We start from the raw sequence: 26,485 nt of genomic DNA, 5'->3' as shown, positions 1-26,485 counted from the left end.
TGCCACTATGCCAGCCTCCGTGACAGGAAGGAACCTGATGCGCACCTATGAGGAACACCTCGCCGCCGTTCGCGCGGCCCTTCCGCAACCCCGAGTGGTGTCCACTCCCCTGACCAGCGCCTTCAGCCGACGTGCCGCCGCGACGTACCGTGCGGAGCAGGACCTTCCGCCTTTTGATAATTCGCAGATGGATGGCTATGCGCTTCCCACATGTGACGGCGGCACCTTCACCGTCGGCCGCACTATCGCGGCGGGGGATCCCCCGGGCTCGCTCGAGCAAGGCACCGCCCTGCCCATCATGACCGGCGCGAAAATCCCCGAGGGCACCGTCACCATCGTCCCCGTCGAGCACTGCGAGCCCCCGCACTTCCCGGAAGAGGGCGCCACGGTCACTGTGCCGGCAGCCCCTGAGCAGTTCATCCGCCGTGCGGGCTCCGACGTCAAGGCCGGCACAACCCTCATCAATGAGCACGCGCTTCTCGACGCCCCCTCCATCGCCACCCTCGCCTCCCAAGGCTTGGCCGAGGTCCTCACGTACGCGCCCGCCCGCATCCTCATATGCACCGGTGGCGCGGAAATCGGCGGCGACGGCGAGGCCACCATTCCCGATTCCAATGCGCCGATGCTCGCGGCCCTGGCCGCGCAGTATGGCATCGACGTAGCCGGATTCGTGCGCACGAATGACGATCCATCTGCCCTGCGCGCGGACCTCGCCGAAGCAGTCATTACCCATCGCCCCGATGTCATCGTGACCTCCGGCGGTATCTCCCACGGAAAATTCGAGGTCATCCGTCAAATCTTTGAAGAGGACGGCTGGTTCGGCCACGTGGCGCAGCAGCCCGGCGGCCCGCAGGGCCTGTCACGTTTGGGCGAGGTCCCCGTTGTCTGCTTCCCCGGCAACCCGATCTCCACGCTGGTAAGCTTCCGCCTCTACTTGGCCCCCGTCCTTGGACATGCCTCGGAGCCGGTTCGCGCACACCTTACTGAGCCCGCCGAAGGCCTCAACAACCGCGAACAGTTCCGCCGTGGAACTATCAGCATCTCCGACGGCACCGCCCAAGCCTCCTTCCTCGGCGGCACCAGCTCCCACCTGATGTCCCAGGCCATCGGTGCCAACGCCCTTATCCGTATCCCGGCGAACGCGCAGCTTTCAGCCGGCGACCTCGTGGAGGTGTTCCCGCTCTCATGACCCGACGCGCACTGGTTATCGTTGCCTCGACCCGCGCCGCCGCCGGTGAGTACGAAGACCGCTCCGGGCCTATCCTGGTGAACTTCCTGCGTGAGCAGGGCTTCGATACCCCGAAACCCGTCGTCGTCGCGGACGCCGACATTGACTCCGCCCTGGCCAGCGCTTTTGCCGATGCACCCTCCGTCATCCTCACCTCCGGCGGCACCGGCATCACACCAGATGATCGGACCGTCGAAGCGCTCACCCCACACCTCGAGCGCGAACTGCCCGGCCTGGCCCACGCCTTCTACGCGCACTCGGCGGCCATCCCCACCGCGGCACTCTCCCGCACGGTTGCCGGAGTCACCGGGTCCACTTTCGCCATGACCCTGCCCGGCTCCACGGGTGCGGCCAAGGACGGCTGCGCCGTCCTCGAACCAGTTCTTCACCACATCATCAACCAGCTGGAAGGCATCAATGAGCACTGATTTCGGTCTCCTCGGCGCGCACATCAGCGCCGAGCCCATCACGGCCCCGGACATCGCTACCCCGGAAACGGGTGCTGTCGTTTTATTCGACGGCATCGTGCGCAACCACGACTCCGGCCGCGGTGTGAAACTCCTTACCTACACCGCGCACCCCTCAGCCCAGCAGGAAATTGAGCGCGTCGCCGGCGAGGTCGCGGCCGCCTTCCCCGCCGTCCGCCTCTGGTGCGCGCACCGGACTGGAGCACTAGAAATCGGCGAATCCGCGTTCATCGTCGTCGCCGCCTCCGCGCACCGCAAGGACGCCTTCGAAGCGGCGTCGACCTGCGCCGACCGCGTCAAGGCGGAAGTCCCCATCTGGAAGGAACAGCTCCACACCGATGACACCACCACCTGGGTAGGCCTGGAATGAGTTCACGCTACGCACGCCAGGAAACCCTCTGGGGAAGCTCCACACAGGAACAGCTTCGCTCTTCCACCGTCGCCGTCATCGGTGCCGGCGGCCTGGGCTCGCCTGCCCTGCTCTACCTGGCCGGCGCGGGCGTGGGATGCATCCTGCTTTTCGACGACGACCTCGTCTCCCTCTCCAACCTGCACCGCCAGGTCATCCACACCACGGCGACCGTAGGCCAGCCCAAGACCGAATCCGCCGCCGAAGCCTTAAACGCCCTCAACCCGGAGTGCACCGTCGAGCAGTTCTCACGCCTCACGCCCGATACCGCCCTGGAGCAACTGCGCGGCGCTGACCTTATCATCGACGGAACCGATAACTTCTACTCCCGTCACCTTGCCTCCTGGGCCGCCCATGAGCTGGGCATTCCGCACGTGTGGGCCTCGCTTCTGGGCTACGACGCGCAGCTCACCGTCTTCCACTCCGGCCACGGCCCGGTCTACGAGGACCTCTTCCCCACCGACCCGCAGGTGCCCTCCTGCTCGCAGGCCGGCGTGCTGGGACCGGTCGTCGGCGTGGCCGGCTCCGCCCTGGCCGTCGAGGCGCTCAAACTCCTCACGGGCATCGGCACCCCGCTCATCGGCACGCTGGGCTACTACGATTCCCTCGCCGGGACCTGGGAGTACATCCCCGTGCGCGCGAACGGCGCCACCCCGGCGCGCCCCGACAACCCCACCGACGTCCGCGTCATCCCGGAGGACGCCACGCTTATCGACGTCCGCACCGCCCCCGAACGCGCCACTTCCCTCATCCCGGGCTCGCAGCATCTCCCGCTCGATAACATCCTCGCTGGCCACAACCCGCCCATAGACCTCGCCGACCTCGCCGTCCTCTACTGCGCCAGCGGCCTGCGCTCCGCCCAGGCCGTCGAGGCCCTGCGCGCCCGCGGCTTCAGCAACGTCTACTCGCTGCGCGGCGGCATCGACGCCTGGCAAGAGCACATCTCCGAGCTCGAGGCCGAAGCCGACGCCGCCCACCGAGGCGATCTGGAGACCATCTCTCTCGAAGACCTAGAGGCCGAGCAGGGCGTGGCAGACTAGCTTTCGGCCCCGGGCTGATAGGTTTTCTAGCTCCTCAGCCGGCGGCTCCGCCTTCTCGACATCACCCTGGCCACATGGTCCCAATAGTTTGGTCCCCATACTCTGGTCCCTACTCACCACAAAGGGACCTTTTACAGCCAGTTTTCTGCGCCCAAATGGTCCTTTTGCTCAGTGAAAGGACCAAAGTGAAGAGACCAATATGAAGGGACCATCTTTGCCCCCTTCATCGGCCAATCAGCCCCAAGAGTCAGTACTACTTGCCCCACAAAGGGTTCCCCTCACATGGTTCTGGTCAGAGGGTTTGTTTGCACCCAAACGAACCATCTACCTAGGCACAGGTGGTTTACTTGCCCCCAAGCGAACCTTATGACTGGAACCATGTAAGAATCCGACTCCCGCAGCGCAGCCAACAACAGGCCACCTTGTAAGCTCACTGCCATGAGAAGCCGCCAGTATTACGTCGCCACCGCTGTGGTGTGTGCTCTCACGCTGCTGTACATGCTGCTGCGTTGGGACTCGGTGCCTGATCCCATCCCGGTCCACTTCGATGGCTCGGGCAACCCGGACCGCTTCGAGCCCAAATCTTTCCTCAACGCAACGGTCCTGGTGTGGATCGGCGTTGTGTTCGCCATTGCGCTGCCGCTGTGCGTGCCGCCGATCTCGCTGGCTCGAAAAACAATGGATGTTCCGGCAGAGTCAACTCTTCCGTTCTCCGAGGCCACGGCACAGCGCGCGGAGCTGCTCACTGGAAAGACCTCCACGTTCATTGCCCAGACAGTCCTCACCATGACGGCCTGCGTGTGCCTCACTGCGGTCTGCACCGTCATTCCGGATATCCCCTTCTCGGGCTTTCTCCTCGTGGCCGCGTGGATAGCCTTCACCGTGTTCATCATGATTCAGGGCGTCCGGTTAACGCTGACATCTGCGAAGGCTGTGAAAGCCATACCAACCGACGATGATGAAAAGGTTCGCAACGAAGCACTTCGTTTTGCCGGTGGCATGGGCGTCTACAACGAGCCCACAGACCCCATGTGCATGGCAGTCTTCCCCACGAATCCATCGAAGCTGCAGATCAACACCGCGCACGAACCGGGCCGGCGCTACCTGTGGCGCATGGGCATCGCCCTCACTGCATCCATAGCATTCTGCGTGCTCATCGCCGTACTCTAAATGCATGGAGCACCTGTTTGAGCGCGCACACTCGATTCTTTCTGATGCCACCCACGTCGAGGTGTTCACCGGCGCAGGCATGAGCGCGGACAGCGGCATCGCCACATACCGCGATGCGCAGACAGGCATTTGGGAGAACGTGGATCCGGTTGCGATGGCGTCGATAAGCGCATGGCGTACCGAGCCTAAGCCCATGTTCGCCTGGTACCTGTGGCGCGCCCAGCTGGCGCAGCGGGCCGAGCCCAACGCCGGGCACCGCGCAATCGCCGCCGCACACGGCATGACGGTGACCACGCAAAACATCGATAACCTGCACGAGCGCGCCGGAAGCCAGGACGTGGTTCACCTGCATGGCTCCTTGTTTGCCTTCCGCTGCACCGACTGCGATACCCCGTATGACGGCAACATCGCGCTCCCGACAGAGCCAGTCGAGAGCATCACACCACCCGAGTGCCCCGTGTGCGGCGGGCTCGTGCGCCCGGGCGTGGTGTGGTTCGGCGAGGCCCTGCCCGACGACGAATGGGCCGAGGCCGAGCGCCGCATGTCCACCGCGGACGCGCTGCTCATCGTTGGAACCTCCGGCGTGGTCTACCCTGCCGCCGGCCTGCCGCAGATTGCCCACGCGCGCGGCATCCCCATCGTGGAAGTCACCCCGCAGCCCACGGACCTCTCGCCGCTTGCCAGCGTGGTGGTCACCGCCACCGCAGCGGAGGCGCTATCTCGCATCCTGGCGGGGCGGATCGGATAAACAGCAACCCGATATCCCGCGACCCTTGCCCACCGAAATGTACAAGATGTACATTTGCAGTATGAAAACGATGTCAGTGGCATCCAGCCAATTCCGCCAATCCCAAAGCCAAATTCTTGAAGAGGCACAGCACACACCCGTCGCCATCACTAGCCGTGGAAGCCGTGTTCGCGCTTTTGTCGTCTCTCCCTCATTTTTCGCCCGCGCAGTCGAAGCACTAGAAGATCGTGAGGATGTTCAGGCGGCAGAGATTGCCCGAGGAGAAGCCGTAGAGATTTCACACGAAGACCTCAAAAAAGAACTCGGACTCACCTAATCGCCTTCTATGGCTAACTCCACTTATCACATCACCTATAAGGCATCCGCAGCCAAGGAGCTACGCAAGCTCGACAGGCCGACACAGAGGCGACTACTTGCTGCAATCGAAGACTTAGCCGTTACCCCTCGCCCGGATGGAGTAAAGAAACTAAAAGCTTCAGATGACCTGTACAGAATTCGAGTCGGACACTATCGCGTGGTTTATGAAATCATAGACGGAAAACTCGTGGTGCTCGTCCTGCGCGTTGCTCACCGACGAGATGTTTACCGGAAATAGGTAAAATTCCTCTCAGATAAACTAAACCGGTTCCACCCTGCCAGAAGGTGAATACTCCACTTCGATCGGAAGATAGTTCTTACACATCTAGATCGATGTCGTGCTCCTTAGCCTTTCCGTCCAGTACTTGCTCGTAAGACTCCAATAGCCGGCGAGCATTGACTGGGGAGCCGAAAAGATAATCAGTCTCTACCCACGCCGAATAGTTATCCTCTGACATCACGAAACCGCCTTCCTTACCACAACCATTATTCCCCCCGAGAGGAGATGAATCCATGCTCTACCTTGTTCCAGGAGCCTTAGCGGGAATCACCTTTTACGCCATTCTCATAGCAGTGAGCTGGGCCATCGAAAAAGCCTGGCCACAACGACGTCTAGGCGCACATAGCCGGTTGACCCTCCACTGCCTTGCCGCAGTTGCATTTTCAATTTTTCTCGCCTTGCCTGGCGGCGGCGGAAACTGGGCCACCCACCTGCAAATTAGCGGGTTCCTACTAGTGGGATGCGTTCTGAGCTGGGTGACTGCAGCGATGAACAACGGAGACAATGCCTGACGCCGTAGAGCGATAACGTCCCTTAATCGTCATTCCTCACATCCCTAATGCATACAAACCCTGTGAGTTGTTCTCCGGGGAGGCATAAGGGCTTCTTCCCTGCATTTTCTCTTCGCTCATTAACGGAGAAAACGAATTGAGCGAACTGGGGAACAATCTGTACCGATGGAAAAAGCTCCCTTAATTGGCGAGTAATACGCCATCCCGCGTCGTACCATCGAAATCTATCGAATTGGTCCTTCCAACGCGGACGCTGGCAAAAGCTATCGGGTTTCTCGAGGAAATTCTGCTGGAATTCCTCCGTCCACTCAAGGATTTCGCTTCCCAGACCGGGCCCAATCCCTAAGTCTTCAGGAAGATAGAATCCGATTCTATTAGCCCCAGAAACTATGAGTTCTTCAGACGGCCACAGCGAACTTGGGTGGCTGTACTCTGGGCGGAGGAATATTTGCCGATTGGCCATGGAACCAGAATAGCCCAGTGCCACTGCTAAATATACGCAAGATTCTGGTGCAATCACCAAAACAATTGGCGGAGGCGGCGGGATTTGAACCCGCGGTGAGTTTCCCCACGCTGGTTTTCAAGACCAGTGCATTCGGCCGCTCTGCCACGCCTCCTCGTCACGCGTCAGCATGCACCGCGCGCAACACGTTCAGAGTACTAGACTCCGCCGCGGGAGAAGAATTCGGCTCAACACGTCACCGATAATCGCCTCACAACCGCAGGTTCGCCAGTGCTACTCGTCCTACTGATTGCTTTGCGACGCCGCGGGTGCGCCATCCGACTCCTCATGCTGAATGCGCGAGACATGCAGTCGGGCGTGGGCGATGGCGTCGAGAGTGTCGTCGAAGACGTGATTCTCGTGCGCAAGCTGGTCAAATACGCCGAGTTCGCGTAACACCGGAACATGTTCGGGCTTCGTGGCTGAGAGTAGGACCCGGGTGCCGTGACGTTCAAGGCGCCCGATCGTGTCAGCGAGCATCTGGGCGCCAGTGGCGTCAATCGTCGTGACATAGCGCATGCGGAGCACGACAACCTTGACCGACGAAGCATCAGCGAGATCGAGGAGGAAATCGTGCGCTGCGCCAAAGAAGAGTGGGCCTTCCAAGCGGAAGGCGGCGATGTGCTCATCGAGGAGTTCGCGTTCCTTGTCGCGGTGGTCTCCTGTCTCCAGTGGAGCGGCCTCTAACACCGCCGTGCGGGCGGTATCGCGCAGCGCGAAGAAGCCCGCTATTACAAGGCCAATGAGCACGGCGACGACAAGGTCGAACACGACGGTGGCGGCAGCCGTAATAAGCAGGGTGACCCCGTCGCCCTTGGTGGCGCGCATCACCGAGCGGAGGTTCCGCGGATGGATCATCTGGATCGCAGTGGCGATAAGCACGCCGGCAAGCGCAGCGAGAGGAATCTCGCCCACCCACCGGGCCGCGACGAGCACTGCGACGAGCAAAAGCAGCGAATGGAACACCGCCGCCAGGCGCGTACCTGCGCCGGCCCGCACGTTGACGGCAGTTCGGGCGATCGCGGCGGTCGCGGGGATTCCGCCGAACAGGGGCGCGACGACATTGGCCACGCCCTGCCCAAAGAGCTCGCGGTCGGGATCGTGACGGTCGCCGACAGTCATCGCGTCGGCAACCGTTGCAGACAGTAACGATTCCAACGCACCGAGAGCTGCGACGGCGACCGCTGCCAACAGCAAGGAATCCAGGTGCTCCCACGGGATGTGCGGCAAGCGCGGAGCAGGCAACGTCGACGGGATGTAGCCGATTGTCTTCAGGTTACTGTCTGCCAGCATGTTGATGGCCGTCGCGGCAGCTACCAACACCAGCGCCGCGGGAAAGCCACTACGAACGCGCGCCGCAACCACGATTCCGGCCGCCACCGCGAGGGTCATCACTGGCGCCTGCCATCCCGGGGCATCTAACCAAGCTTTGATTGCGCCCCACGCCAACCCGAGGACCTTCTCGCCGTCGACGTCAACACCGAGTGCAGCAGGCAGCTGTTGGAGGCCGATGATCACCGCAATACCGGCTGTGAAACCTTCGACGACAGGCAAAGGCATGTACTTCATCGCGCGGCCAGCGCCGGTGAATGCCAGTAAGAGCAGCATGAGTCCCGCCAGCACGCCGACAACGAGCACCCCATCGGCACCATGGTCGGCCACGATGGGGATTAACACGACGGTCATTGCGCCGGTCGGGCCGCTTACCTGAACATTGCTACCACCGAAGACCGCGGCCAAGATGCCCGCGACGATGGCCGTCGTAATTCCGGCTGCGGCGCCAACACCGGACGCAACGCCGAAGCCGAGCGCGAGGGGCAGTGCGACGAGGGCCACCATGAGGCCTGCCGAAAGGTCGCGCCCGATCGTCGCGCGGGACCAGTCCGAGCGGCGCGGTGCGAAACGCAGGGCACGCGATCGGATGCCCACCTTAGAGACGGTGGAGGGGTAGGTCATGCTACTTTCTTGCTCCTTAAAAGCTCAACGACATCCAAAGGATACACAAGGCGCCATCCTTCGACGGGCCGCATTCGCAATTCTGGCCGATGCCTCATGTTGACGAATTCCCACCACACCCCAACCCTTCGACACTAACTTGGCCAAGTCAGGGTTGGGCGTGACGCCTGCCACAAATTAATGAAAACCATTGCCATATAAACCCTCCTCTGGTTTACTCGCGGCCATGCAGACAGTAGATACCCTCATCATCGGCGGTGGCGCGGCCGGCCTGCAGGCAGCCCTAGTCATGGTCCGCGCCCGCCGCAGCGTGCTCATTGTTGATTCCGCCACTCCCCGCAACCGTTTCGCCCATGAAATTCATGGAGTCATTGCCCTCGAGGGCACGCCACCCCTTGAGTTCCAGGAGCGCGGCAAGGAACAGCTGCGCAGCTACGGCGCGCAGATCCTAAACGCCACCGTGGATTCCGTCACCGATAATGACCGCACGCTCACCGCCACGTTGAGCAACGGTGAGACCATCGCTGCCCGCTCTATCATCGTCGCCAGCGGCGTGGACGACGAGCACCCCAACATCCCGGGCTTGGAAGAAAACTGGGGAAATACGGTCCTCCACTGCCCCTACTGCCACGGATACGAGGTAGCGGACAAGAAGCTCGGCGTGCTCTGCATCGGCGAGTTCTCCTTCCACCATGCGGCAACGCTGCGCCAGTGGTCGAAGGACATCACCTTCTTCACCAACGGAATGGAGTTCACCGACGAGCAGCGCGCGGACCTGACCCGGCGGGGCATTGCGCTTATCGACGGCCCCGTCACCGCCTTCCAGGACGGAAAAGTCCTGGTTGGGAGTACAACCTATGCCGTCGATGCGCTGTTCTACATGCCCATTCCCCGCCCCCACGATGAGTTCCTCGCTGACCTCAACCTCGAGCGCCACAGTCCGCCACCGGCGATGGGCGGCAGCCTGATCGAGGCTGATCTCACCGGTGCCACCAGCCACCCGCGCGTCTGGGCGGTGGGCAACGTGGTCAATCCAGGCGCACAGGTGGCGATGGCCATGGGCCAGGCCAATGCTGCTGCTATCACGGTCAATGCGTTCCTCGTCGAGGATGATTGGATTTAAGTACGGTGGTGTGGCATGAAAGCCATCATTCAGACCAACCTGGAAGACCCACACTCGCTGGAGTTGGGGGAAACCAATAAACCACAACTCCAAGACGGCGAAGTCCTCGTTAAGGTCAAAGCCGCCGGCGTAAACCGCGCCGACCTGCTCCAGGCCCGCGGACACTACCCGCCGCCGCAGGGCGCATCGGAGATTATCGGCCTCGAAGTCGCAGGCGAGGTCGTCGATGCAGGCAACACCGACGTCGAGGTTGGCTCCAAGGTCGGCGCACTGCTGGCCGGCGGCGGCTATGCCGAATACGTCGCCGTACCCAAGGGCCAGCTGCTGCCCATCCCCCGTGGCTATTCCTTTGCCGAGGCCGCCTCCGTCATCGAGGTGGCCTGCACCGTGTGGTCCAACATCGCGATGGAGGCTGGTCTCACGGAAGGCCAGACCATCCTCATCCACGGTGGCGCGGGCGGCATCGGCACCTTCGCCATCCAGGTGGCGAAGCAACTGGGCGCCACCGTCGCCGTGACGGCTGGCTCGGACGAAAAACTCGAGACCTGCAAGGAGCTCGGTGCGGACATCCTCATCAATTACAACGAGCAGGACTTCGCCGAGGAGCTGAAAAACCAATGTGATGTCATCCTCGACATCATGGGCGCGAAGTACCTCAAGAAGAACCTCATCGCGCTAGCTAAGGGTGGCCACATGGTCACCATCGGCATGCAGGGTGGCACGAAGGCCGAGCTCAACATGGGTATTCTGCTTAACAAGCGCCTGACCCTGCAGGGCACCACGCTGCGCTCCCGCTCGTTGGAGGGCAAGGCCACCATCGTTGCGGATACCGTTAAACACGTCTGGCCTTGGCTAGAGAACGGCAGCGTCAAGCACTACCTGCACGCGACGTATGCGCTTGCTCGCGCCGCCGAAGCCCACAAAGCCCTCGACTCCGGCGAGGTCACGGGCAAGCTCGTCCTCGAGGTCTAAGCCAGCGACGCCACGACGCGGGTGAGGTGCTCTACGTCGTGGTACGTGCTGAACGGGCTCAGCGAGACCGTGACGGCACCGCCGACCTCCTCCACGCCCATCTCCGTGAGCAGTGGAGTGTGCGGGGCGATGGTAGTCACCAGGCCATTGTCAAAGAGGCGACGGTGAATCACATCCGCAGGCACGTCCCGCACAGCGAAGGTGAGGCGTGGGAGGCGGTCATCGGAGGCGTCGGCTGCCGCTTCCCCTGTCACTCCCAGGACGTGAACGGCCGGCAGCGTGCCCAACAGGCTGTAGAGATCCCCGGTGAGATCCTCCATATAACCGGAGAGAGCTTGCATCGAACGCGTCAGGCGCACGCGGCGCGAACCGCGCTCCCCGCCGGCGAGTTCCGCCACATGATCCACTAGGGGGCCAACGCCACCCGCCAAGCCCGCGGAAACCGGGCCAACGACAAGCTCATCGAGGCGGCGGAACATCGCGGTATCGCGGAAGACCAGCGCTGCCATCTGCGGGCCACCGAGAGCACCCACATCCACGCCGAGGATATCCGCCCCAATCGCATCAAAGTCGAGGAGACGGTAGGGGGCGATCGAGGAGACGTCGACAAGCACCCAGGCGCGCGAGCGCTCATGGACCGTATCAATAATCTCCGACGCCGGCGTGACCGTGCCCAGCAGCTCATGGGCAGCCGAAAAAGCAACAAACCGCGTAGAGCCATCCACCAGATCAGCGTATTGGAACGCCGGCAGCTCGCCCGTGCCCAGGTCTGGCTGTGACCACCGAGTATCGGCGCCCACGTGCGCAAACGGGCGCGTGAGCTCTGGAGAATCAAAACGGGAGAGCACCACCGAGGACTGGCGGCGCAGCAGCGGGCGCAGTGCGACTCCCAGAGATTGATACAGCACCGGCAGGGACGGGCCGAGGATAACGCGGTCTGCCGTCGCACCCGTGAGATCAGCCACGGCTCGGCGCGCGGAAGCATACATGTCTGCCGCGTGGAGCTCCCCGGGGTCGTGATGCGCCGAGTGTGCGCCCACGGCATCCTCCAGAGGCTTCACCGTGGCGGACATTCGGAAAGAACGGGCAACCCCAGAGGCCACGCGTTCTGCAATCTGCGGCGCGGCGTGCGCGTTCAGGTAGGTCCAACCATCGGACAGACCAGTGTAAAGACCTCGCACGCTGGCGACGTCATACTGTTCCGTCATGCTTCAACCCTTCCTCGAATCGTCGGATCGACTCCCTACTCTATACGCCCTACGTAAATCTTTCCTAACCCGAGATTTTCCCAGCTCGCTCGTGTTTTCCCAGGTTAAGGGCGTGTGTGTAGGTTTTTAGCGGATGTGCGCGCTAGGGTGAAGGGCGTGCAAGACAAGAAAAACCTGCGTGACGACGTCGCCCGCATGACCTCCGCGCCTGCACCCGGCGAGGAGCCGGCCTCGCGTTCCATGACCATGTCGGCGGCCTTCGCCGATCTGTTGCAAGGTGCGCGCCAGCGCGAGCTGTGGTTCAAGCTGGGCATCCAAGACATCAAGCAGCGCTACCGCCGCTCGGTACTGGGTCCTTTCTGGATCACCATCGCGACCGGCGTGATGGCCGCGGCCCTAGGCCTGCTGTACTCCATGCTTTTCCAGATCCCGGTTGCAGAATTCCTGCCCCACGTGACCGTGGGCCTGATTATGTGGAACTTCATTTCGGGCGCCATTAAGGAAGGCTCAACGGTCTTCATCGACAACGAGGGCTTGATCAAACAGCTGCCCGCACCACTATCGGTGCACGTCTACCGCTTAGTGTGGCGGCAAACCCTCTTCTTGGGCCACAACCTCATCATCTGGCTGCTGCTCATCATCATCTTCCCTCGCCACCTGGGCTGGGAGTTCTTCCTGTTCATCCCGGCGCTGGCGCTCTTCTTGGTCAACGGCGTGTGGGTCGCCATGTTCTTCGGCATCATCGCCACCCGCTTCCGTGACGTTGCCCCGCTGCTGGAAGCGCTGACCCAGCTACTCTTCTACGTCACGCCTATCGTGTGGATGACCAACACCCTGAAGGAGCAGGGAGGTGCCGTGGCCAGCCGCGCGCGCATCGCTGAGATCAACCCGCTCTATCACTACATGGAGATCATCCGCGCCCCCATGATTGGTGAACCCGTTGCCGGTTATCACTGGCTTATCGTCATCGGCTGCACCGTCGCCGGCCTGCTCATCGCCGGACTGGCCATGCGCCAGTGGCGCTTCCGTGTCTCCTACTGGGTCTAGAAAGGATCGTCCATGGTTTCCATTGATACGTATAACGCTTGCGTGGACTTTCCCATCTTTGATGCCAAATCCCGTTCGCTCAAGAAGGCGATGCTCTCCACGGCCGGTGGCTCCATTGGCAAAAATGACCAGAACGTGGTCATGGTGGAGGCACTCAAAGACATCAACCTCCACCTGCGCGAGGGCGACCGTGTGGGCCTCGTCGGCCACAACGGCGCGGGCAAAACCACTCTGCTGCGCCTGCTGTCCGGCATCTACGAACCTACGCGCGGCGCTGCCGACGTCCGCGGGCGCGTTGCCCCAGTCTTCGACCTCGGCGTGGGCATGGACCCGGAGGTTTCCGGCTATGACAACATCATCATCCGCGGCCTCTTCTTGGGCCAGACCATCAAGCAGATGAAGGCCAAGATGGATGAGATCGCGGAATTCTCTGAGCTGGGTGATTACCTCTCCATGCCGCTGCGCACTTATTCCACCGGTATGCGCGTTCGCCTAGCGCTGGGTGTGGTGACCTCCATCGAGCCGGAGATCCTGCTTCTCGACGAAGGCATCGGCGCCGTCGACGCCGCCTTCATGGCCAAGGCCCGCGTGCGCCTCCAGGACTTGGTGAAGCGCTCCGGCATCCTGGTCTTTGCTTCCCACTCCAATGACTTCTTGGCCCAGCTGTGCGATACCGCCCTATGGATCGACCACGGCCAGATTCGCTCGGTGGGCGAGGTCTCCGAGGTCGTCGGCGAGTACGAAGGCCCAGAGGTGGGCCAGTACGTGCGAGATCTGCGCAAGCGCTTCGATAACGAGGAGAACGTTTAGCCCCTGCTACCTGCCTCGTTGACATATTGCGCGTCAATCATCCACGTTCCGCGCTGTCGGAAGGCGGGAATGGTACCCCGCGCCGCCTTATTGGCGGCGACGGACCCAGAGACACCGTTAACCTTTGCCCATTCCGACAGGCGAATTACCCTCGGCGCGGTCATGAGCGTGATGCGCTTGTGCAAGGACTCGACGAGCTGCTGCGCGATGAGCGTGCTCAGCGCTGAAAAATCACCACTCACCGGGTAGCCACGGAACACTGGGTAGTAGTGGCGCTCTTTTCCTTTGTTCGGAATGATGATGGGTGGCGCCCCTAGCTCTAAGAGTTGTTGATTGATAATGACGCGCCCGATGCGCCCATTACCATCTGAAAAAGGATGGATGGTTTCAAATTCCGCGTGGAACCGCGCGATTCGGTCAACAAAGAAGCTAGTGTCCTCGTAGTATTCGGCAATGGCTGTGTCCACCAGCCTGTCCACGTATTCAGGGTTGGCCCCCATATGAGCGCCCACGCGAACCCACTCTCCCCTTCGACGAAAGCGCCCCGCCCAGTCGTCGTTGATGCCGCGAAGCAACATGCCATGCAGTTTCAGAATGAGGTTTGCATCGAGCTTACCGACGCCCCGAATAAGTTCCTCAGTCACGTCCGCCAGGTTTTTGGCCTCAAAGACTTCCCGCAAATCATGCGCCCTAGTTGTAAGCCCGGCCAGAATGTTCTCGGTGTCCTCCAAAGTCAGCGTGGAATTCTCAATGGCGTTCGAGTTATACACTGACTCGGCCACCTCTGCGCGTGCTATCTCCGCGATGGCCTCGGGGGCGTCCTCCCGCAACGCCGCATACTGATCAAGAAGAGCGTCGATTTTTGAGGTGGTCCGCGCGTTAAGCATGCCAACATTCTACAAGTTTCCGTGAAAATGAGTACAAATTTACTCCGTTTCACGAAATCTCCGTCATAGTGCGAAGTTAATTCCCAACATCGCGCGCAGTTCCTCGGTCATGCCACTGACAGTCACTTCCGGCCCCGGCTGGTAATCCTCTTTGCGCAGCACTGCTTTGTTGCCGTTGATGGTGTAGCCCAGCTTGCGTGATACCGCCTGGGACGCCTCGTTCCCCGGCTCCCACTCCGAGCGCAGCTGGCGCGCGCCCAAGTAATCAAAGCAGAAGACCGCAACGGCGTGACGAATCTGCGTACCAATACCGCGGCCCTGAAGGTGGTGGTAGATCCACGATCCGGTTACAACCTCATGGTTATCGGGAAAATTCTTCGCCCGCAGATCCACCGAGCCGATGATCTCACCATCAAGATGCACTCCGAAGTCGAGCGACCATTCTTCCGGGGACATCTGCGCGCGGTGCGCCCACCGGAAGCTCGGGTCCGGTTTCTCTTTCAGCCAGGGGAACGTGTACTCCGGAAGCGGCTCACCAAATATCGCAGCGGCGCTAACACCGTGGATGGCGGCGATGTCACTATCGCGCAGCACCCGCAAGGTCAGCTCGCCGACCTGTACGGAAATCCCAAAAGGAGCCCACATCTCTTCAATACCTTTTACAGCCATGGCTAGCATCGTATAGCTCAGCACGGGTGGCACAATGGAACGCATGACTGCCACTCTGTCCCAGGCCGGAACGACGGCCGCTGTGATCGTCACCCACCAGCGCGTGGAGCTGCTGCGCGCCTCCCTTGAACAGGTGGTGAACCAAACACACCCGGTGCAGTGGGTCATCGTGGTGGATAACGGTGCGGAACAATCCGTGGAGGATCTCCTCCACGAACTGGCCGGCGAGCGCGGCGTCTATGTGCCTTCCGAAACCAACCTCGGTGGCGCGGGCGGCTTCGCGCTGGGATTCCTCACCGCACTCGCCCTCGGCGCGGACGCAGTGTGGTGCGCTGATGATGATGGCCGCCCCGCCGACCACCACGTGCTGGAGGAGCTCTACCGCGTTGCGGAAAACAACGCACTCCACGAAGTCTCCCCCGCCGTGTGCAATATCAATGAGCCCGCCAAGCTCGCCTTCCCTCTTCGCCAGGGACTGATATGGCGGCGCTACATGAGCGAATTAGAGGGCGACTTTCTGCCCGGTATCGCCTCGCTTTTTAACGGCGCGCTCATCTCCGCCGAGGCCATGGAGATCATCGGCGTGCCAGATTACCGCCTGTTCATCCGTGGTGATGAGGTGGAGTACCACCGCCGCCTGGTCAACTCGGGCTTGAGCTTCGGCACTGCGCTGACCACCAGCTACCTGCACCCGGACGGCTCCGACGAGTTCAAGCCCATCCTCGGTGGCAAAATGCATACGCAATATCCGGAGGGCGAGTTCAAGCGCTTCTTTACCTACCGCAACCGCGGCTACCTTCTGTGGCAGCGCGGCATGCGCAAGCTGCTGCCGCAGGAATTCGCACGTTTTGGCTGGTTTTTCCTGGTCCAGCAACATGACGTGAAGGGCTTTGTAGAGTGGTTGCGCCTGCACAACCGCGGCCGCAAGGAAGACTTCCGCAGGCCCTAAACCTCAAAGGACTTGCGCGTGCTGCGGAAAATGACCCACCGCTGCACAAAAAAGTTGATGAGTGTGGCGGTGCCTTGGGCTATCACGAAAGCCACCGCCAGTGCCCAGGACGAGGGCCAGTCCAGCGTGTGATCAAAGAAGGGAAAGGCCCAGCGATACAACAGAATGTTGATCGCATAGGTCATGGCGTAGGTAGCAAACACGGCAGCGAAGCGGCGCTTCGAGGCCCGCGCGTTGAAGGTCCAGCGCCGGTTCAGCAGATAAGCCACGAAGGTGCCCACAGCAAAGCCAACAGTTCGGGAGCCCACGTCCCCGAACACCCCTAAACCAATTTGAAAAAGCCAGGTCAGGGAGACGTCGATAAGCGCGGCAATGGCTCCCGTAATGGCGAACTTCGCGCCCTGCGCGTGCAGGGAATTCGATCGTGAGAGGCGTTCGGCGCGACCAGCCATAGTTACTTGCCTTTAAAAATGAATACGCGCTGAATGGCGAAGTTAGTCACCGTGGCCACGCCCTGCGCGATGACGAAAGCGATAGTGTCCTTCAGCGCGCCCTCGAAGCCCAGACTGATCAGCGGAGCGTTGAGCACCCAATACAGGAAGTTCTGCACGGCGAAGGTAGACAGGTACAGCATGCCCACGGCACCGGCGGTACGACCAGACACTTGCGCACCGAAAGTCCAGCGAGCATTGGCCACATACGCGGCGATGGTACCGAAAACCCAACCGATCGCCTTGGCCAGGGAGCGGTGCAGGCCTAGGTACGTCAGGAAGAGGGTGAGGCCATAGTCGATGGCCGCAGTGAAAACACCGACGGAGACAAAGCGCACGAGCTGTGTCTTTAGGGTGGAAGTAGGTTCAGTCACGGCGGAATACTCTACCCGCGGATGAGGGCGCGGTAAATGTCCAGGCGGTCCACGGGTGCGACGGCGTCTTCACCATAGGCGCCGAGGGAGGAAAGAACCTTGAGGGAGGCCGTGCACAGCTCCCGAATCTCAGCACCGCGAAGCTCCTCGCCGTCATCGTCGACCCAGCCTAACGCCGCCATGGCGGTCTCCACCACGGAATCCGTCAGCTCGCGCCCGCCCATACAGGACAGCGCCAGCGCCATCGACCAAAAGGCGTCCTTGCCTTCGTTTGTTACTTCTCGCGGCAGAGTACGCAGCTGGCGGTACGCCCGAGCATCAATGCTGACTTCGCGATGCAAGTCCAAAGCTTGGAGGAGCGGAACGAAGTCATAGAGCCGGGTTCTTTCAATGAGCGCGCGGACGGGACTAACCACAAGATCCAGAACTTCATCAATGGTTTCCTGGCCTGTGAGCTCAGCATTCACGGCGGTGAGATCAAACGGTGTCTGAAAAGATCCGGAGCCGCCCACGCACAGAGCCTCCGGCGTGCCGTTATCGCGCGGATAGGTCTCCACCACGACTATCTCGAAATCCCACAGCCCCCAGGCATAATCAATCTGCTCGCCTTCGCGGCTTAAGAATTCGCGCACGGTATGGCTCGGATCGATTCGTTGGCCGCGGGCATCGGTATGTTCAAAAAAGTGCCACGGCGAATCCTCTTGAGGCAGTCCGAAGCAGACCTCGAGAATATGATGAAGCTCTTCCAGCGTGAGCGCGTCCGAGAAACCAATCTGGCGGTGCACCTCAGCTTCCGCGCGGACGTTGGACACCTGACACAGCAGGGTTCGAGCAGAATCACCACGTTTGGCGCGGACCTGCGCCAAATCTGTGACCTGTGAGCTCATGTGCCCCACCATACGCACTTTTAGTTTCGAGCGGCGTTCTCGCGTGCTTCGAGCTCGCTGAGGATGAACACGATGGCGGCCCCGATTCCGCCCCACACCGTCCACGGTTTTGCCACGCCGCGGCGGCGGATAAAGCTAACGATTCCCCGCTGTGCCTTAATCCCCAACCAGCCGCCAACCACAAGCGCACCAAGGCCAACCGGAAGCGCCCACAGCGGCACCTCCGGCTTCTCCGGCTCCGGTTGCCCCTCGTGGCTCTCGGCATTAGTAATGGCCACGAGTGCACCAAAGCCTAAGAAAGACAGGACATAGGCGGACACGAGCGCAGTCTTGTTCTTGATCCAATCCGGATAAGAGGTCATGATCGCCACGGCCGTGGCTTGGGTGATACGTCCGGCGAGGGTGTCATCCAGGGCATAATTGTCTTGCTTGGGAGAAGTCATACCGCACCACTTTAGGCGGGCGGTAGGCTACCGTGCATGTACTCCTCCAAAAAAGAGCACCTCACTCCGGCACAGCGCGCGGCGCAAGATGAGCGCGCCGAGGACGACAAGCGCCACGGGCACTTCCTCGCTACCGAGCACACCTCACTGCCACTCAATGGTTTTATGACGCGGCTCATCGCCGAGGAACTGCCCATCCTCGACTCCACCTCGCGCGGCCGCGTCTATGAAATCCTGCGTTCTTATGAAGGCCCTGAGATCACCTCGCAGGATGAACTTCCCGAGGAAATCCGGCAGATCATGGATCTGTACTAGCCATAAACAGGACCGAAAACCATACAACCGGACGGCACAAATGTTCCGTTTGCTTGGCTTTTGTACCTAATCTCACGTTTTCACTCCCGCCACAGCCACTGCCGCCTAGGTAGTGTAGAAAACCGACCCATCACATCGATTTAAAGAGTAAGAGATGGAACTGCATACTACTGAGAAGTCCCTCTACGGTTGGGGCCGCACGGCGGCGACAACCGCCCATGTTTTATCCACCCCGGACGTCGACGTCATTAAGACTGCCGTCGCCCAGGTGGCCGAGGATAACGCTGATAAGCCTTCCCACCTGCGCCGCGGCGTCATCGCCCGCGGTATGGGCCGCTCCTACGGTGACCCCGCGCAGAACGCCGGCGGCCTCGTCATCGACATGCAACCACTCAACAACATCCACTCCATCGACCCGGAGTCGGGCATCGTCGACGTCGACGGTGGCGTCACCCTCGACCAGCTCATGAAGGCTGCCCTGCCCTATGGCCTGTGGGTTCCAGTTCTGCCGGGCACCCGCCAGGTCACCATCGGTGGTGCTATCGGCCCGGATATCCACGGCAAGAACCACCACTCCGCCGGTTCTTTCGGTGACCACGTCGCCTCGATGGAGCTGCTCGTGGCAGACGGCCGCGTGCTGCACCTGACCCCGGAAGGTGAAAACAGCGATCTTTTCTGGGCCACCGTCGGCGGCATGGGCCTGACCGGCATCATCCTGCGCGCCAAGATCAAGATGACGAAGACGGAAACCGCCTACTTCATCGCGGATACCGACCGCACCAATAACCTCGAGGAAACCATCGCCTTCCACTCCGATGGATCGGAGCACAATTACACCTATTCCTCCGCGTGGTTCGACGTCATCTCCCCAGAGCCGAAACTGGGCCGCTCCACCATTTCCCGCGGCTCCCTGGCCACGCTAGAGCAGCTGGAGGAGCTGAACCCGAAGCTGGCGAAAGATCCGCTGAAGTTCAATGCCCCGCAGCTGATGACCGTTCCGGATATCTTCCCGAACTTCACCATGAACAAGCTCTCGCTCATGGCTATCGGCGAGGCCTACTACCTCATGGGCGCCCCGGCCCGTAACCAGGTCAAGAACCTCACGCAGTTCTACCAGCCGCTGGATCTCATCGGCGAGTGGAACCGCGGCTACGGCTCCAACGGCTTCCTGCAGTACCAGTTCGTGGTGCCGACCGACGCCGTCGAGCCCTTCAAGGACATCATCCGGGACATGCAGCGCTCCGGCCACTACTCCGCGCTCAACGTGTTCAAGCTCTTCGGCCCGGGTAACAAGGCCCCGCTGTCCTACCCGATGCCGGGCTGGAATGTCTGCGTAGACTTCCCCATCAAGCCGGGCCTGGGCACCTTCCTCGACGATCTGGACAAGCGCGTCATGGAATTTGGTGGCCGCCTCTACCTGGCCAAGGAGTCCCGCACCTCGGCGGAGAACTTCCACAAGATGTACCCGGGCCTCGAGGGATGGCTCAAGACCCGCAACAACATCGACCCGACCGGCGTCTTCGCCTCCGATATGTCCCGCCGCCTCGAGCTGCACTAGAAAGGATTAACCTCATGCTGAATGCAGTAGGCCAAGCACAACACATCCTCCTTCTCGGCGGCACCTCCGAGATCGGCCTCGGCATCGTCGAGGAATTCCTCGAGCGCGGCCCGGCCAAGGTCACCCTGGCCGCTCGTGCCGACTCCCCACGTATCGCGGAGGCCCGCGCCACCATCGAGTCCCGCGGTGGCGACGTCGAGGTCCTGGACTTTGACGCGACTGACTTCGAGGGCCACCCGGACGTCGTCCAGCGCGCGTTTGAACGTGGCGATGTCGACGTCGCCATCATCGCCTTCGGCACCCTCGGTGACCAGGAGGAACTCTGGCAGGACCAGGCTAAGGCAGTTGCCTCGGCCCAGACCAATTTCACCGCACCGGTCTCCCTCGGAGTCTTACTCGGCCAGAAGTTCCAGCAGCAGGGCCACGGCACCATCGTGGCGCTGTCCTCCGTCGCCGGCATGCGCGTGCGCCGCTCCAACTTTGTCTACGGCGCCTCCAAGGCCGGCGTGGACGGCTTCTTCATCAACCTCGGCGAGGCCCTGCGCGGCTCCGGCGCCAAAGTGCTGGTGGTTCGCCCGGGCCAGGTGCGCACCAAGATGTCGGCGGAAGCCGGCGAGGCACCACTGACCGTTAACGTCTCCGACGTAGCCAAGGCCACCGTCAAGGCAGTGCTCGACGGCAAGCAGTCCATCTTCGTGCACCCGCTCTTTGAGTACGTGTCCTTGGGATTCAAGTTCATCCCGCAGGCGATCTTCCGGAAGCTGCCTTTCTAAAGTTCCGCTATGTCCACGGCGTGTGGGAGACTAAGTGCATGACTGAGTCTCCCGCCACGTCGTCTATCTCCCCCACCGTGGAATATAACGTCGACCGCTTGCCGCGTCGCGCCACTCTCGTGGGAATGGCCGCCGCCGCTGTAGGTGGTGGCCTTATCACGCTCATTGGTTTCTTCGCCTTCAAAACGGTCTCCCTTCCGGCGTTCAGTACGTCGATGGTGACCCGCGCATTGAGCACTGCGGGAACTGCGCTCACCGTTCTCCTAGTGGGCGCGTTATGCGTGTGGTGGGTGATTGGTACCTCCCCGCGCCCCCGCTGGCGGACGTGGCTCACCACCGCTGTGTGCTATATCTCCCCAGCGCTGCTCACGCTCACCAGCATCGGTCTGCCCCTTTCGGCCTCCCGCCTGTGGCTCGACGGCGTCCAGGTAGACCAGGTCTTCCGCACCCAATTCCTGACCCGCGCCACGGAGGCCAGCTCTTATGCGGACATGAACTACGAGGGACTGCCCACCTTCTACCCACTGGGCTGGTTCTGGATGGGCGGGCGGCTAGCCAACCTCCTCAACATGCCTGGCTGGGAGGTATACCAACCATGGAGCCTCATCTCCTTGGCCGTGTCCGGGTGCATCCTGGTTCCCTTGTGGCAACGGCTGTCCGGTTCCCTTCCGGTTGCCGCCGCCATTGCCCTCACCACCACAGCGGTGACGTTGGCCATCGGCGCTGAGGAGCCGTATTCCGCGGTCATCGCCATGGGGGTGCCGGCCGTGGCCGTGCTGTGCTCGCATGCTTTCCACAGCTCCTCCTGGTTCTCCACCGCCGGAATTGCCATCTACCTGGGAGTTTCCGCCTGCTTCTACACGCTCTATACCGGTGCCGTGGCATTGACCATCGTCAGTCTCATTGCGCTCGTCACCTGCATGGCCGAACGTACATGGACTCCCCTGATACACCTCGCCACTATCGCGGCCGGTTCCCTGGCCATCGCCGCGATCGCCTGGGCGCCATACCTGCGCGCGGTTCTGCATGCCACCGCCCCGCTGGAATCCACCGCGCAGCATTACCTGCCGGAGGAGGGAACCCAGATCCCGGCCCCCTTCCTCTCCTTGTCCGTCATCGGCATTCTCAGCCTCATCGGCTTGATCTACCTCGTCCTACGCATCGACGAACCCGACATCAAGTCAATGGGCACCGCGATCGTCGGCACCTACCTGTGGATCTTGGCTTCTATGGTCATGACCCTCGCCGGCAGCACGCTGCTGGGCTTCCGCCTCGAGCTGATCGTCGCGGTGCTCTTCGCCACTGCTGGCATCCTCGCGCTGGCCGACGTCCGCCTCATGGGCCTTCCCACGCTCTACCCGGCGCGCTTCACCGAGACCACGAGCAGGCGCATAACCTTGGTATTCGCCATCATCATGGGCCTTGGCGGTATCTACTATGCCCAGCAGATCCCGGCGACGAACGTGACCGCCCTGGACCACGCCTATACCGATACCGACGGCTACGGTGAGCGCGCGGACCGCTACACCAGCGATTCCTCCGCCAACTACGCCAAGATCCGCGAGTTCATCGACTCCCAGGGCTACGACGCCACCGACACGGTTGTCCTGACGGATGAAAAGCTCTTCATGGCGTATAACCCCTACTACGGGTTCAACGCCTTCACCAGCAACTACGCCAACCCGCTGGGAGAGTTCAGCACCCGCAACCTGCAAATCGAGGAGTGGGCCTCTAAGTCCTGGGAACAAACTCCGGAGGAGTTCGCGCAGTCTCTCGAGTCTGCGCCGTGGCGCGGGCCGGACGTCCTCATCTTCCGCGGCGACATGGAAGAACCCGGTGATGGTTACAAGACGCACTTGGCAGAAGACATCTACCCCAACCAGCCCAACGTGCGCTACCGCGCGGTGTTCTTCAACCCGGAAGTCTTTGAGAAGGGCTGGGAAGTCAAACAAATCGGCCCCTTCGTCGTCGCGGCCAGATCTTAAAAAGGCACGTCGGTGACGTACACTGATCGCCGTGTCAGATCGGAATACCTCTTCACTGCGAGCACCGCAATCGCTGCGGCTCACCGCCATCATCGCTGGACTCATCGGGTTCCTCTGCTTTGTGGCCACGCCGCTGCTGCCGGTGAACCAAACCCAGTCCTCCTTCGATTGGCCCCAGCAGGGCTCCCTGCAATCCATCAACGCCCCGCTCATCTCGGTGGCGCCGGAAGAAATTGACGCAGAGATCCCGCTGAGCGCCGTCGACAAGCTGCGCGATGGCCAGGACCTGCTCTACGGCACCGTGCCCCCGGAGTCCAAGAAGGCCTCCAACCGCGGCATGTTTGTCCGTGCCGGCGAGGGCGGTCTCTCGGTCACCAGCCTCGATGAGGTCATTTTCTCGCTCACGGCCGAGCAAGTGGCGAAGCTGCCTGACGACGCCACCCTCCGCATCCAGTCCACCGGCGACGGCACCACGGTGACCCTGAGCAAGCACAAGAAAACTTCCGATGAGGATCTGCGCCCGCAGGTCACCGGCGTCTACACCGAAATCGACGACACCCCAGAAAACCTCACAGAGCTGGGCGATGACCTCCGTATCCACGTCGAGATCAACTCGCGCTTCACCTCCTCCCCGACACCGCTCAAGCTCATCGCCATGTGGCTGGGCTTGGCCATGGTGGTCATCAGCCTGGTGTGTTTGTGGCGAATTGACCGCCTCGATGGCAAACGTTTCGGCTTCATGCCCGAGACCTGGAAGCAGATCCGCCCGCTCGATGGCGTCGTGGCTGCCGTACTCGGCTGGTGGTATATCTTCGGCGCCAACACCTCCGATGATGGCTTCATCCTCACCATGGGCCGCGTTTCCGATCACGCGACCTACATGGCGAACTACTACCGCTGGTACGGCGTCCCCGAGGCCCCGTTCGGTGCTCCCTACTACGACCTCGTAGCATGGCTGGCGCAATTCTCCAGCGCCTCCATCATCGTGCGCCTGCCCTCCCTCATCTCGGCGCTCATCATCTGGTTCGTGTTGTCGCGCGAGATGCTCCCGCGCTTCGGTGCCCGCGTCAACGAGCGCCGCTTGGCGCACTGGACCGCGGCCTTCATGTTCTTGGCTTTCTGGCTGCCGTATAACAACGGCATCCGCCCGGAACCCATCGTGGCCCTCGGCGTCATGCTGACGTGGGCCTCCTTTGAGCGCGCCATCTCCAACCAGCGCCTCCTACCAGCGGCCGTGGGCACCATCATCGCCGCCATTACCCTGGCCGCAGGCCCCACTGGTCTTACCGCGGTGGGCATCTTCCTGGTCTGCCTGCCCGCGCTGTTCCGCATCATGGGCACGCGCGCTTCCCAGGTCGGCTGGACAGCCCTCATCGCCCCGTTCCTGGCCTGCGGCACTGCGGTCATGGTTGCCGCCTTCGGGGATCAAACGTTAGCGTCCGTGCTCGAGTCCACTCGCGTTCGTTCCGCGGTCGGCCCGTCCCTGCCGTGGTACTCGGAGTTCGTGCGCTACTCCACGCTGTTTGAGCCCTCCGTGGATGGCTCCCTGACGCGCCGATTCGCCATGTTCACCATGCTCTTCTGCCTGGCGCTCATTATCTACGCTTTCATCAAGGACCACCGCGTCGTGGGCGCGGAGGCAGATCCCACCAAGCGCCTGCTAGCCATCATGGCGCTGTCGGCCTTCTTCCTCATGTTCACGCCGACGAAGTGGACGCACCACTTTGGCATCTACGCCGGTATCGCCGGTGTCATCGCCGCGCTCGGCTCGGTGGTCCTTTCCCAGATCGCCATGCGCTCCCCGCGCGCCCGGACCTTCTCCATCGCCGCGGTGATCTTCCTCATGGCCATCTCTCTGGGTGGCTGGAACGCCTGGTGGTACGTGTCTTCCTTCGGCATCCCGTGGTGGGACCGCACGGTGCAATTCAAGGCTATTGAGGCCAATACCGTGGTGCTCGCCATCGGCATGGTGGTGCTGGCGATTGGCCTCTACCAATCACTTACTCACAACAGTCGGAAGGCTGAGGCGTCCCGCTGGGCAGGCGCCATGTCCGCACCAATCGCAGTGGCCTGCATCCTCATCGTCGCCTTCTCCTGCGCCTCCTTTGCCAAGGGTTACGTGGCACAGGCGGATTCTTACTCCGTGGGCAAGGGCAACCTGGCCTCCCTACGCGGCGATGTCTGCTCGCTGGCGGATGCCACGTTAGTGGAAACCAACACCAACGACGCTTTCCTCACTCCGGTTACAGGCGAGCTCAAAGATTCCCTGGTGGATCCGAAGGAAGATAATTTCGGCTTCGGCCCAAACATGATCAAGGAAGATATCGAGCCGGAGAACCTCAACTCGGCGTCAGTTGGCGCCATTGCCAACACCACCAGTGATTCCTCTGCGTCTTCTAACGAGCAAAAGGAGCTCACCGAGAGCGAGGAGAAGGCCACCGAGGTCACCGACTCTTCCGCCGGCGGCGTGCGCGGAACGCTGGGCGTCAACGGCTCCGAGATGCACCTGCCCTTCAACCTGGATTACACGAAGGTTCCGGTCATGGGCTCCTACGATGAGTCGCAGCGCTCCACCGCCACCATCACCACCCAGTGGTACAACCTGCCGGAATCCTCAGAAAACTCCCCCATCCTCTCGGTTTCTGCCGCCGGCAAGATTTACCACCACGATGTCAACGGCGTGGAGCAGGAGGGCACCGAGCTCACCCTGGAGTACGGCACCCTCAAGGACGGCAAGGTCACCAACAAGGGTGAGGCCGAGCTTTCCGACGTCGGTGCTACCCCCAAGTGGCGCAACCTGCGAATCGAACTGGACAAGATCCCCGACGAGGCCAACGTCGTGCGCCTCGTTGCGGTAGACGATTCCACCGATGAGGATGATTGGATGGCGTTTACCCCGCCGCGCGTGCCGGAGCTTGCCACCATCAACTCGCAATTCGATTCCTCCACCCCGGCACTCCTTGACTGGTCCGTCGCCCTGCAGTTCCCCTGTCAGCGCACCTTTGACCACTACGCCGGCGTGACCGAAATTCCGGAGTTCCGCATTCTTCCCGACGCCGCCGCACAAACTTCCCTCACGGACTTCCAGTCCTTCTCCGGTGGTGGCGCGCTGGCAACCGCGGAGGCAGTGAACTACTCCTATGAGATCCCGAGCTACCTCAACAACGATTGGGCGCGCGACTGGGGCTCTATTGAAAAGTACGAGCTGCGCACCAACTCCCAAGGCGAGGCCCCGCTGGAGGCGGAGATCGACCAAGAAATCATTCAGCGCTCCGGCTGGTGGAAGAACTCTGAGATGAAGATTCGCCCAGAGGGCGAGCAGTAA

General features: G+C 61.6%; 27 protein-coding genes and 1 tRNA gene. 18 read left to right on the top strand and 10 right to left on the bottom strand.

Going from position 1 to position 26,485, the window contains the following annotated elements; genetic code table 11:
• The first annotated feature begins 37 nt into the window (after positions 1–37).
• From HMPREF2806_RS07695 to HMPREF2806_RS13090, 8 genes are all read left to right on the top strand, one after another.
• Entirely contained in the window at positions 38–1,189 is a 1,152-nt protein-coding gene (locus HMPREF2806_RS07695; protein ID WP_070517133.1) for a molybdopterin molybdotransferase MoeA, read from the top strand.
• Positions 1,186–1,656 (top strand): MogA/MoaB family molybdenum cofactor biosynthesis protein, encoded by a 471-nt coding sequence (locus tag HMPREF2806_RS07690; RefSeq protein WP_070517131.1) that lies wholly within the window; start codon positions 1,186–1,188, stop codon positions 1,654–1,656. Before HMPREF2806_RS07695 ends, HMPREF2806_RS07690 begins: the two co-directional genes overlap by 4 nt.
• Positions 1,646–2,065: a molybdenum cofactor biosynthesis protein MoaE gene (locus HMPREF2806_RS07685; RefSeq protein WP_049157389.1), complete on the top strand. Its 420-nt coding sequence runs from the start codon at positions 1,646–1,648 to the stop codon at positions 2,063–2,065. Before HMPREF2806_RS07690 ends, HMPREF2806_RS07685 begins: the two co-directional genes overlap by 11 nt.
• Entirely contained in the window at positions 2,062–3,144 is a 1,083-nt protein-coding gene (locus tag HMPREF2806_RS07680) for a ThiF family adenylyltransferase (protein WP_232745358.1), read from the top strand. Before HMPREF2806_RS07685 ends, HMPREF2806_RS07680 begins: the two co-directional genes overlap by 4 nt.
• Positions 3,145–3,582: 438 nt before the next feature.
• Positions 3,583–4,314: a DUF1648 domain-containing protein gene (locus HMPREF2806_RS07675; RefSeq protein WP_070517130.1), complete on the top strand. Its 732-nt coding sequence runs from the start codon at positions 3,583–3,585 to the stop codon at positions 4,312–4,314.
• Between the two features lie 4 nt (positions 4,315–4,318).
• Positions 4,319–5,062 (top strand): NAD-dependent deacylase, encoded by a 744-nt coding sequence (locus tag HMPREF2806_RS07670; RefSeq protein ID WP_070517128.1) that lies wholly within the window; start codon positions 4,319–4,321, stop codon positions 5,060–5,062.
• 70 nt (positions 5,063–5,132) lie between these two features.
• Positions 5,133–5,378: a type II toxin-antitoxin system Phd/YefM family antitoxin gene (locus tag HMPREF2806_RS07665; RefSeq protein ID WP_083298941.1), complete on the top strand. Its 246-nt coding sequence runs from the start codon at positions 5,133–5,135 to the stop codon at positions 5,376–5,378.
• A gap of 9 nt (positions 5,379–5,387) precedes the next feature.
• A complete protein-coding gene (locus HMPREF2806_RS13090; RefSeq protein ID WP_083298940.1) occupies positions 5,388–5,657 on the top strand; it encodes a type II toxin-antitoxin system RelE family toxin in 270 nt (89 codons plus the stop codon).
• A gap of 79 nt (positions 5,658–5,736) precedes the next feature.
• Here HMPREF2806_RS13090 and HMPREF2806_RS13600 read toward each other — a convergent pair whose 3' ends face one another.
• The 3 genes from HMPREF2806_RS13600 to HMPREF2806_RS07650 form a co-directional block, all read right to left on the bottom strand.
• On the bottom strand, positions 5,737–5,877 hold the full coding sequence (locus HMPREF2806_RS13600) for a type II toxin-antitoxin system Phd/YefM family antitoxin (protein WP_010188335.1): 141 nt from the start codon (positions 5,875–5,877) through the stop codon (positions 5,737–5,739).
• 863 nt (positions 5,878–6,740) lie between these two features.
• A tRNA-Ser gene (locus HMPREF2806_RS07655) sits at positions 6,741–6,828 on the bottom strand.
• 128 nt (positions 6,829–6,956) lie between these two features.
• The gene (locus HMPREF2806_RS07650; RefSeq protein WP_070517122.1) at positions 6,957–8,669 is read right to left on the bottom strand and encodes a SulP family inorganic anion transporter; all 1,713 of its coding nucleotides are present in this window, start codon (positions 8,667–8,669) and stop codon (positions 6,957–6,959) included.
• Between the two features lie 226 nt (positions 8,670–8,895).
• On the opposite strand from HMPREF2806_RS07650, the gene HMPREF2806_RS07645 reads away from it, so the two are divergent.
• Both HMPREF2806_RS07645 and HMPREF2806_RS07640 read left to right on the top strand, forming a co-directional pair.
• Complete coding sequence (locus HMPREF2806_RS07645) at positions 8,896–9,792, top strand: NAD(P)/FAD-dependent oxidoreductase (RefSeq protein WP_070517120.1); 897 nt, start codon at positions 8,896–8,898, stop codon at positions 9,790–9,792.
• Positions 9,793–9,807: 15 nt separating this feature from the next.
• Positions 9,808–10,764 (top strand): NAD(P)H-quinone oxidoreductase, encoded by a 957-nt coding sequence (locus HMPREF2806_RS07640; RefSeq protein ID WP_070517118.1) that lies wholly within the window; start codon positions 9,808–9,810, stop codon positions 10,762–10,764.
• Here HMPREF2806_RS07640 and HMPREF2806_RS07635 read toward each other — a convergent pair.
• Positions 10,761–11,972 (bottom strand): aminotransferase class V-fold PLP-dependent enzyme, encoded by a 1,212-nt coding sequence (locus tag HMPREF2806_RS07635; protein ID WP_070517116.1) that lies wholly within the window; start codon positions 11,970–11,972, stop codon positions 10,761–10,763. The two genes, HMPREF2806_RS07640 and HMPREF2806_RS07635, sit on opposite strands and share 4 nt — an antisense overlap.
• A gap of 195 nt (positions 11,973–12,167) precedes the next feature.
• Here HMPREF2806_RS07635 and HMPREF2806_RS07630 point away from each other — a divergent pair, with 195 nt between their 5' ends.
• Together HMPREF2806_RS07630 and HMPREF2806_RS07625 are read left to right on the top strand one after the other, a co-directional pair.
• Entirely contained in the window at positions 12,168–13,019 is an 852-nt protein-coding gene (locus tag HMPREF2806_RS07630) for a galactan export ABC transporter permease subunit Wzm/RfbD (RefSeq protein ID WP_049156811.1), read from the top strand.
• Between the two features lie 12 nt (positions 13,020–13,031).
• Positions 13,032–13,829, top strand: a complete 798-nt coding sequence (locus HMPREF2806_RS07625) for a galactan export ABC transporter ATP-binding subunit Wzt/RfbE (protein ID WP_010188329.1) — start codon at positions 13,032–13,034, stop codon at positions 13,827–13,829.
• Here HMPREF2806_RS07625 and HMPREF2806_RS07620 read toward each other — a convergent pair.
• Positions 13,826–14,716, bottom strand: coding sequence for a Fic family protein (locus HMPREF2806_RS07620; RefSeq protein ID WP_049156758.1), 891 nt, complete (start codon positions 14,714–14,716; stop codon positions 13,826–13,828). The two genes, HMPREF2806_RS07625 and HMPREF2806_RS07620, sit on opposite strands and share 4 nt — an antisense overlap.
• A gap of 63 nt (positions 14,717–14,779) precedes the next feature.
• On the bottom strand, positions 14,780–15,385 hold the full coding sequence (locus tag HMPREF2806_RS07615; protein ID WP_049156810.1) for a GNAT family N-acetyltransferase: 606 nt from the start codon (positions 15,383–15,385) through the stop codon (positions 14,780–14,782).
• A 34-nt stretch (positions 15,386–15,419) separates the two neighbouring features.
• Here HMPREF2806_RS07615 and HMPREF2806_RS07610 point away from each other — a divergent pair, with 34 nt between their 5' ends.
• Positions 15,420–16,334 carry a galactofuranosyltransferase GlfT1 gene (locus HMPREF2806_RS07610; protein ID WP_180963921.1) on the top strand — a complete coding sequence of 305 codons (915 nt, stop codon included), beginning with the start codon at positions 15,420–15,422 and terminating at the stop codon, positions 16,332–16,334.
• Here the strand turns inward: HMPREF2806_RS07610 and HMPREF2806_RS07605 are convergent.
• The 4 genes from HMPREF2806_RS07605 to HMPREF2806_RS07590 are packed head-to-tail and all read right to left on the bottom strand — an operon-like array spanning position 16,331 to position 18,529.
• Positions 16,331–16,786 (bottom strand): GtrA family protein, encoded by a 456-nt coding sequence (locus HMPREF2806_RS07605; RefSeq protein ID WP_070517114.1) that lies wholly within the window; start codon positions 16,784–16,786, stop codon positions 16,331–16,333. The genes HMPREF2806_RS07610 and HMPREF2806_RS07605 overlap by 4 nt on opposite strands.
• A gap of 2 nt (positions 16,787–16,788) precedes the next feature.
• Positions 16,789–17,199 (bottom strand): GtrA family protein, encoded by a 411-nt coding sequence (locus HMPREF2806_RS07600; RefSeq protein ID WP_046647042.1) that lies wholly within the window; start codon positions 17,197–17,199, stop codon positions 16,789–16,791.
• Positions 17,200–17,210: 11 nt separating this feature from the next.
• Positions 17,211–18,086 (bottom strand): plasmid pRiA4b ORF-3 family protein, encoded by an 876-nt coding sequence (locus HMPREF2806_RS07595; protein WP_046647041.1) that lies wholly within the window; start codon positions 18,084–18,086, stop codon positions 17,211–17,213.
• A gap of 20 nt (positions 18,087–18,106) precedes the next feature.
• Positions 18,107–18,529: a hypothetical protein gene (locus HMPREF2806_RS07590; RefSeq protein ID WP_070517112.1), complete on the bottom strand. Its 423-nt coding sequence runs from the start codon at positions 18,527–18,529 to the stop codon at positions 18,107–18,109.
• A 36-nt stretch (positions 18,530–18,565) separates the two neighbouring features.
• Between HMPREF2806_RS07590 and HMPREF2806_RS07585 the strand changes: the two genes are divergently transcribed.
• The 5 genes from HMPREF2806_RS07585 to HMPREF2806_RS07565 all read left to right on the top strand — a co-directional run bounded on the left by HMPREF2806_RS07585 (position 18,566) and on the right by HMPREF2806_RS07565 (position 26,485).
• Positions 18,566–18,844, top strand: a complete 279-nt coding sequence (locus HMPREF2806_RS07585) for a hypothetical protein (protein WP_046647039.1) — start codon at positions 18,566–18,568, stop codon at positions 18,842–18,844.
• A gap of 154 nt (positions 18,845–18,998) precedes the next feature.
• On the top strand, positions 18,999–20,402 hold the full coding sequence (locus tag HMPREF2806_RS07580; protein ID WP_070517111.1) for a decaprenylphosphoryl-beta-D-ribose oxidase: 1,404 nt from the start codon (positions 18,999–19,001) through the stop codon (positions 20,400–20,402).
• Between the two features lie 14 nt (positions 20,403–20,416).
• Entirely contained in the window at positions 20,417–21,175 is a 759-nt protein-coding gene (locus HMPREF2806_RS07575) for a decaprenylphospho-beta-D-erythro-pentofuranosid-2-ulose 2-reductase (protein WP_046647037.1), read from the top strand.
• Between the two features lie 38 nt (positions 21,176–21,213).
• The gene (locus HMPREF2806_RS07570) at positions 21,214–23,160 is read left to right on the top strand and encodes a galactan 5-O-arabinofuranosyltransferase (protein WP_070517109.1); all 1,947 of its coding nucleotides are present in this window, start codon (positions 21,214–21,216) and stop codon (positions 23,158–23,160) included.
• 31 nt (positions 23,161–23,191) lie between these two features.
• On the top strand, positions 23,192–26,485 hold the full coding sequence (locus tag HMPREF2806_RS07565) for an arabinosyltransferase domain-containing protein (protein ID WP_070517106.1): 3,294 nt from the start codon (positions 23,192–23,194) through the stop codon (positions 26,483–26,485).

The sequence above is a fragment of the Corynebacterium sp. HMSC076G08 genome, from assembly GCF_001811515.1.
Taxonomy (GTDB): domain Bacteria; phylum Actinomycetota; class Actinomycetes; order Mycobacteriales; family Mycobacteriaceae; genus Corynebacterium; species Corynebacterium hiratae.
The sequence above is the reverse complement of the archived record's forward strand: the minus strand, read 5'-3'. Positions and strand labels throughout refer to the sequence as shown.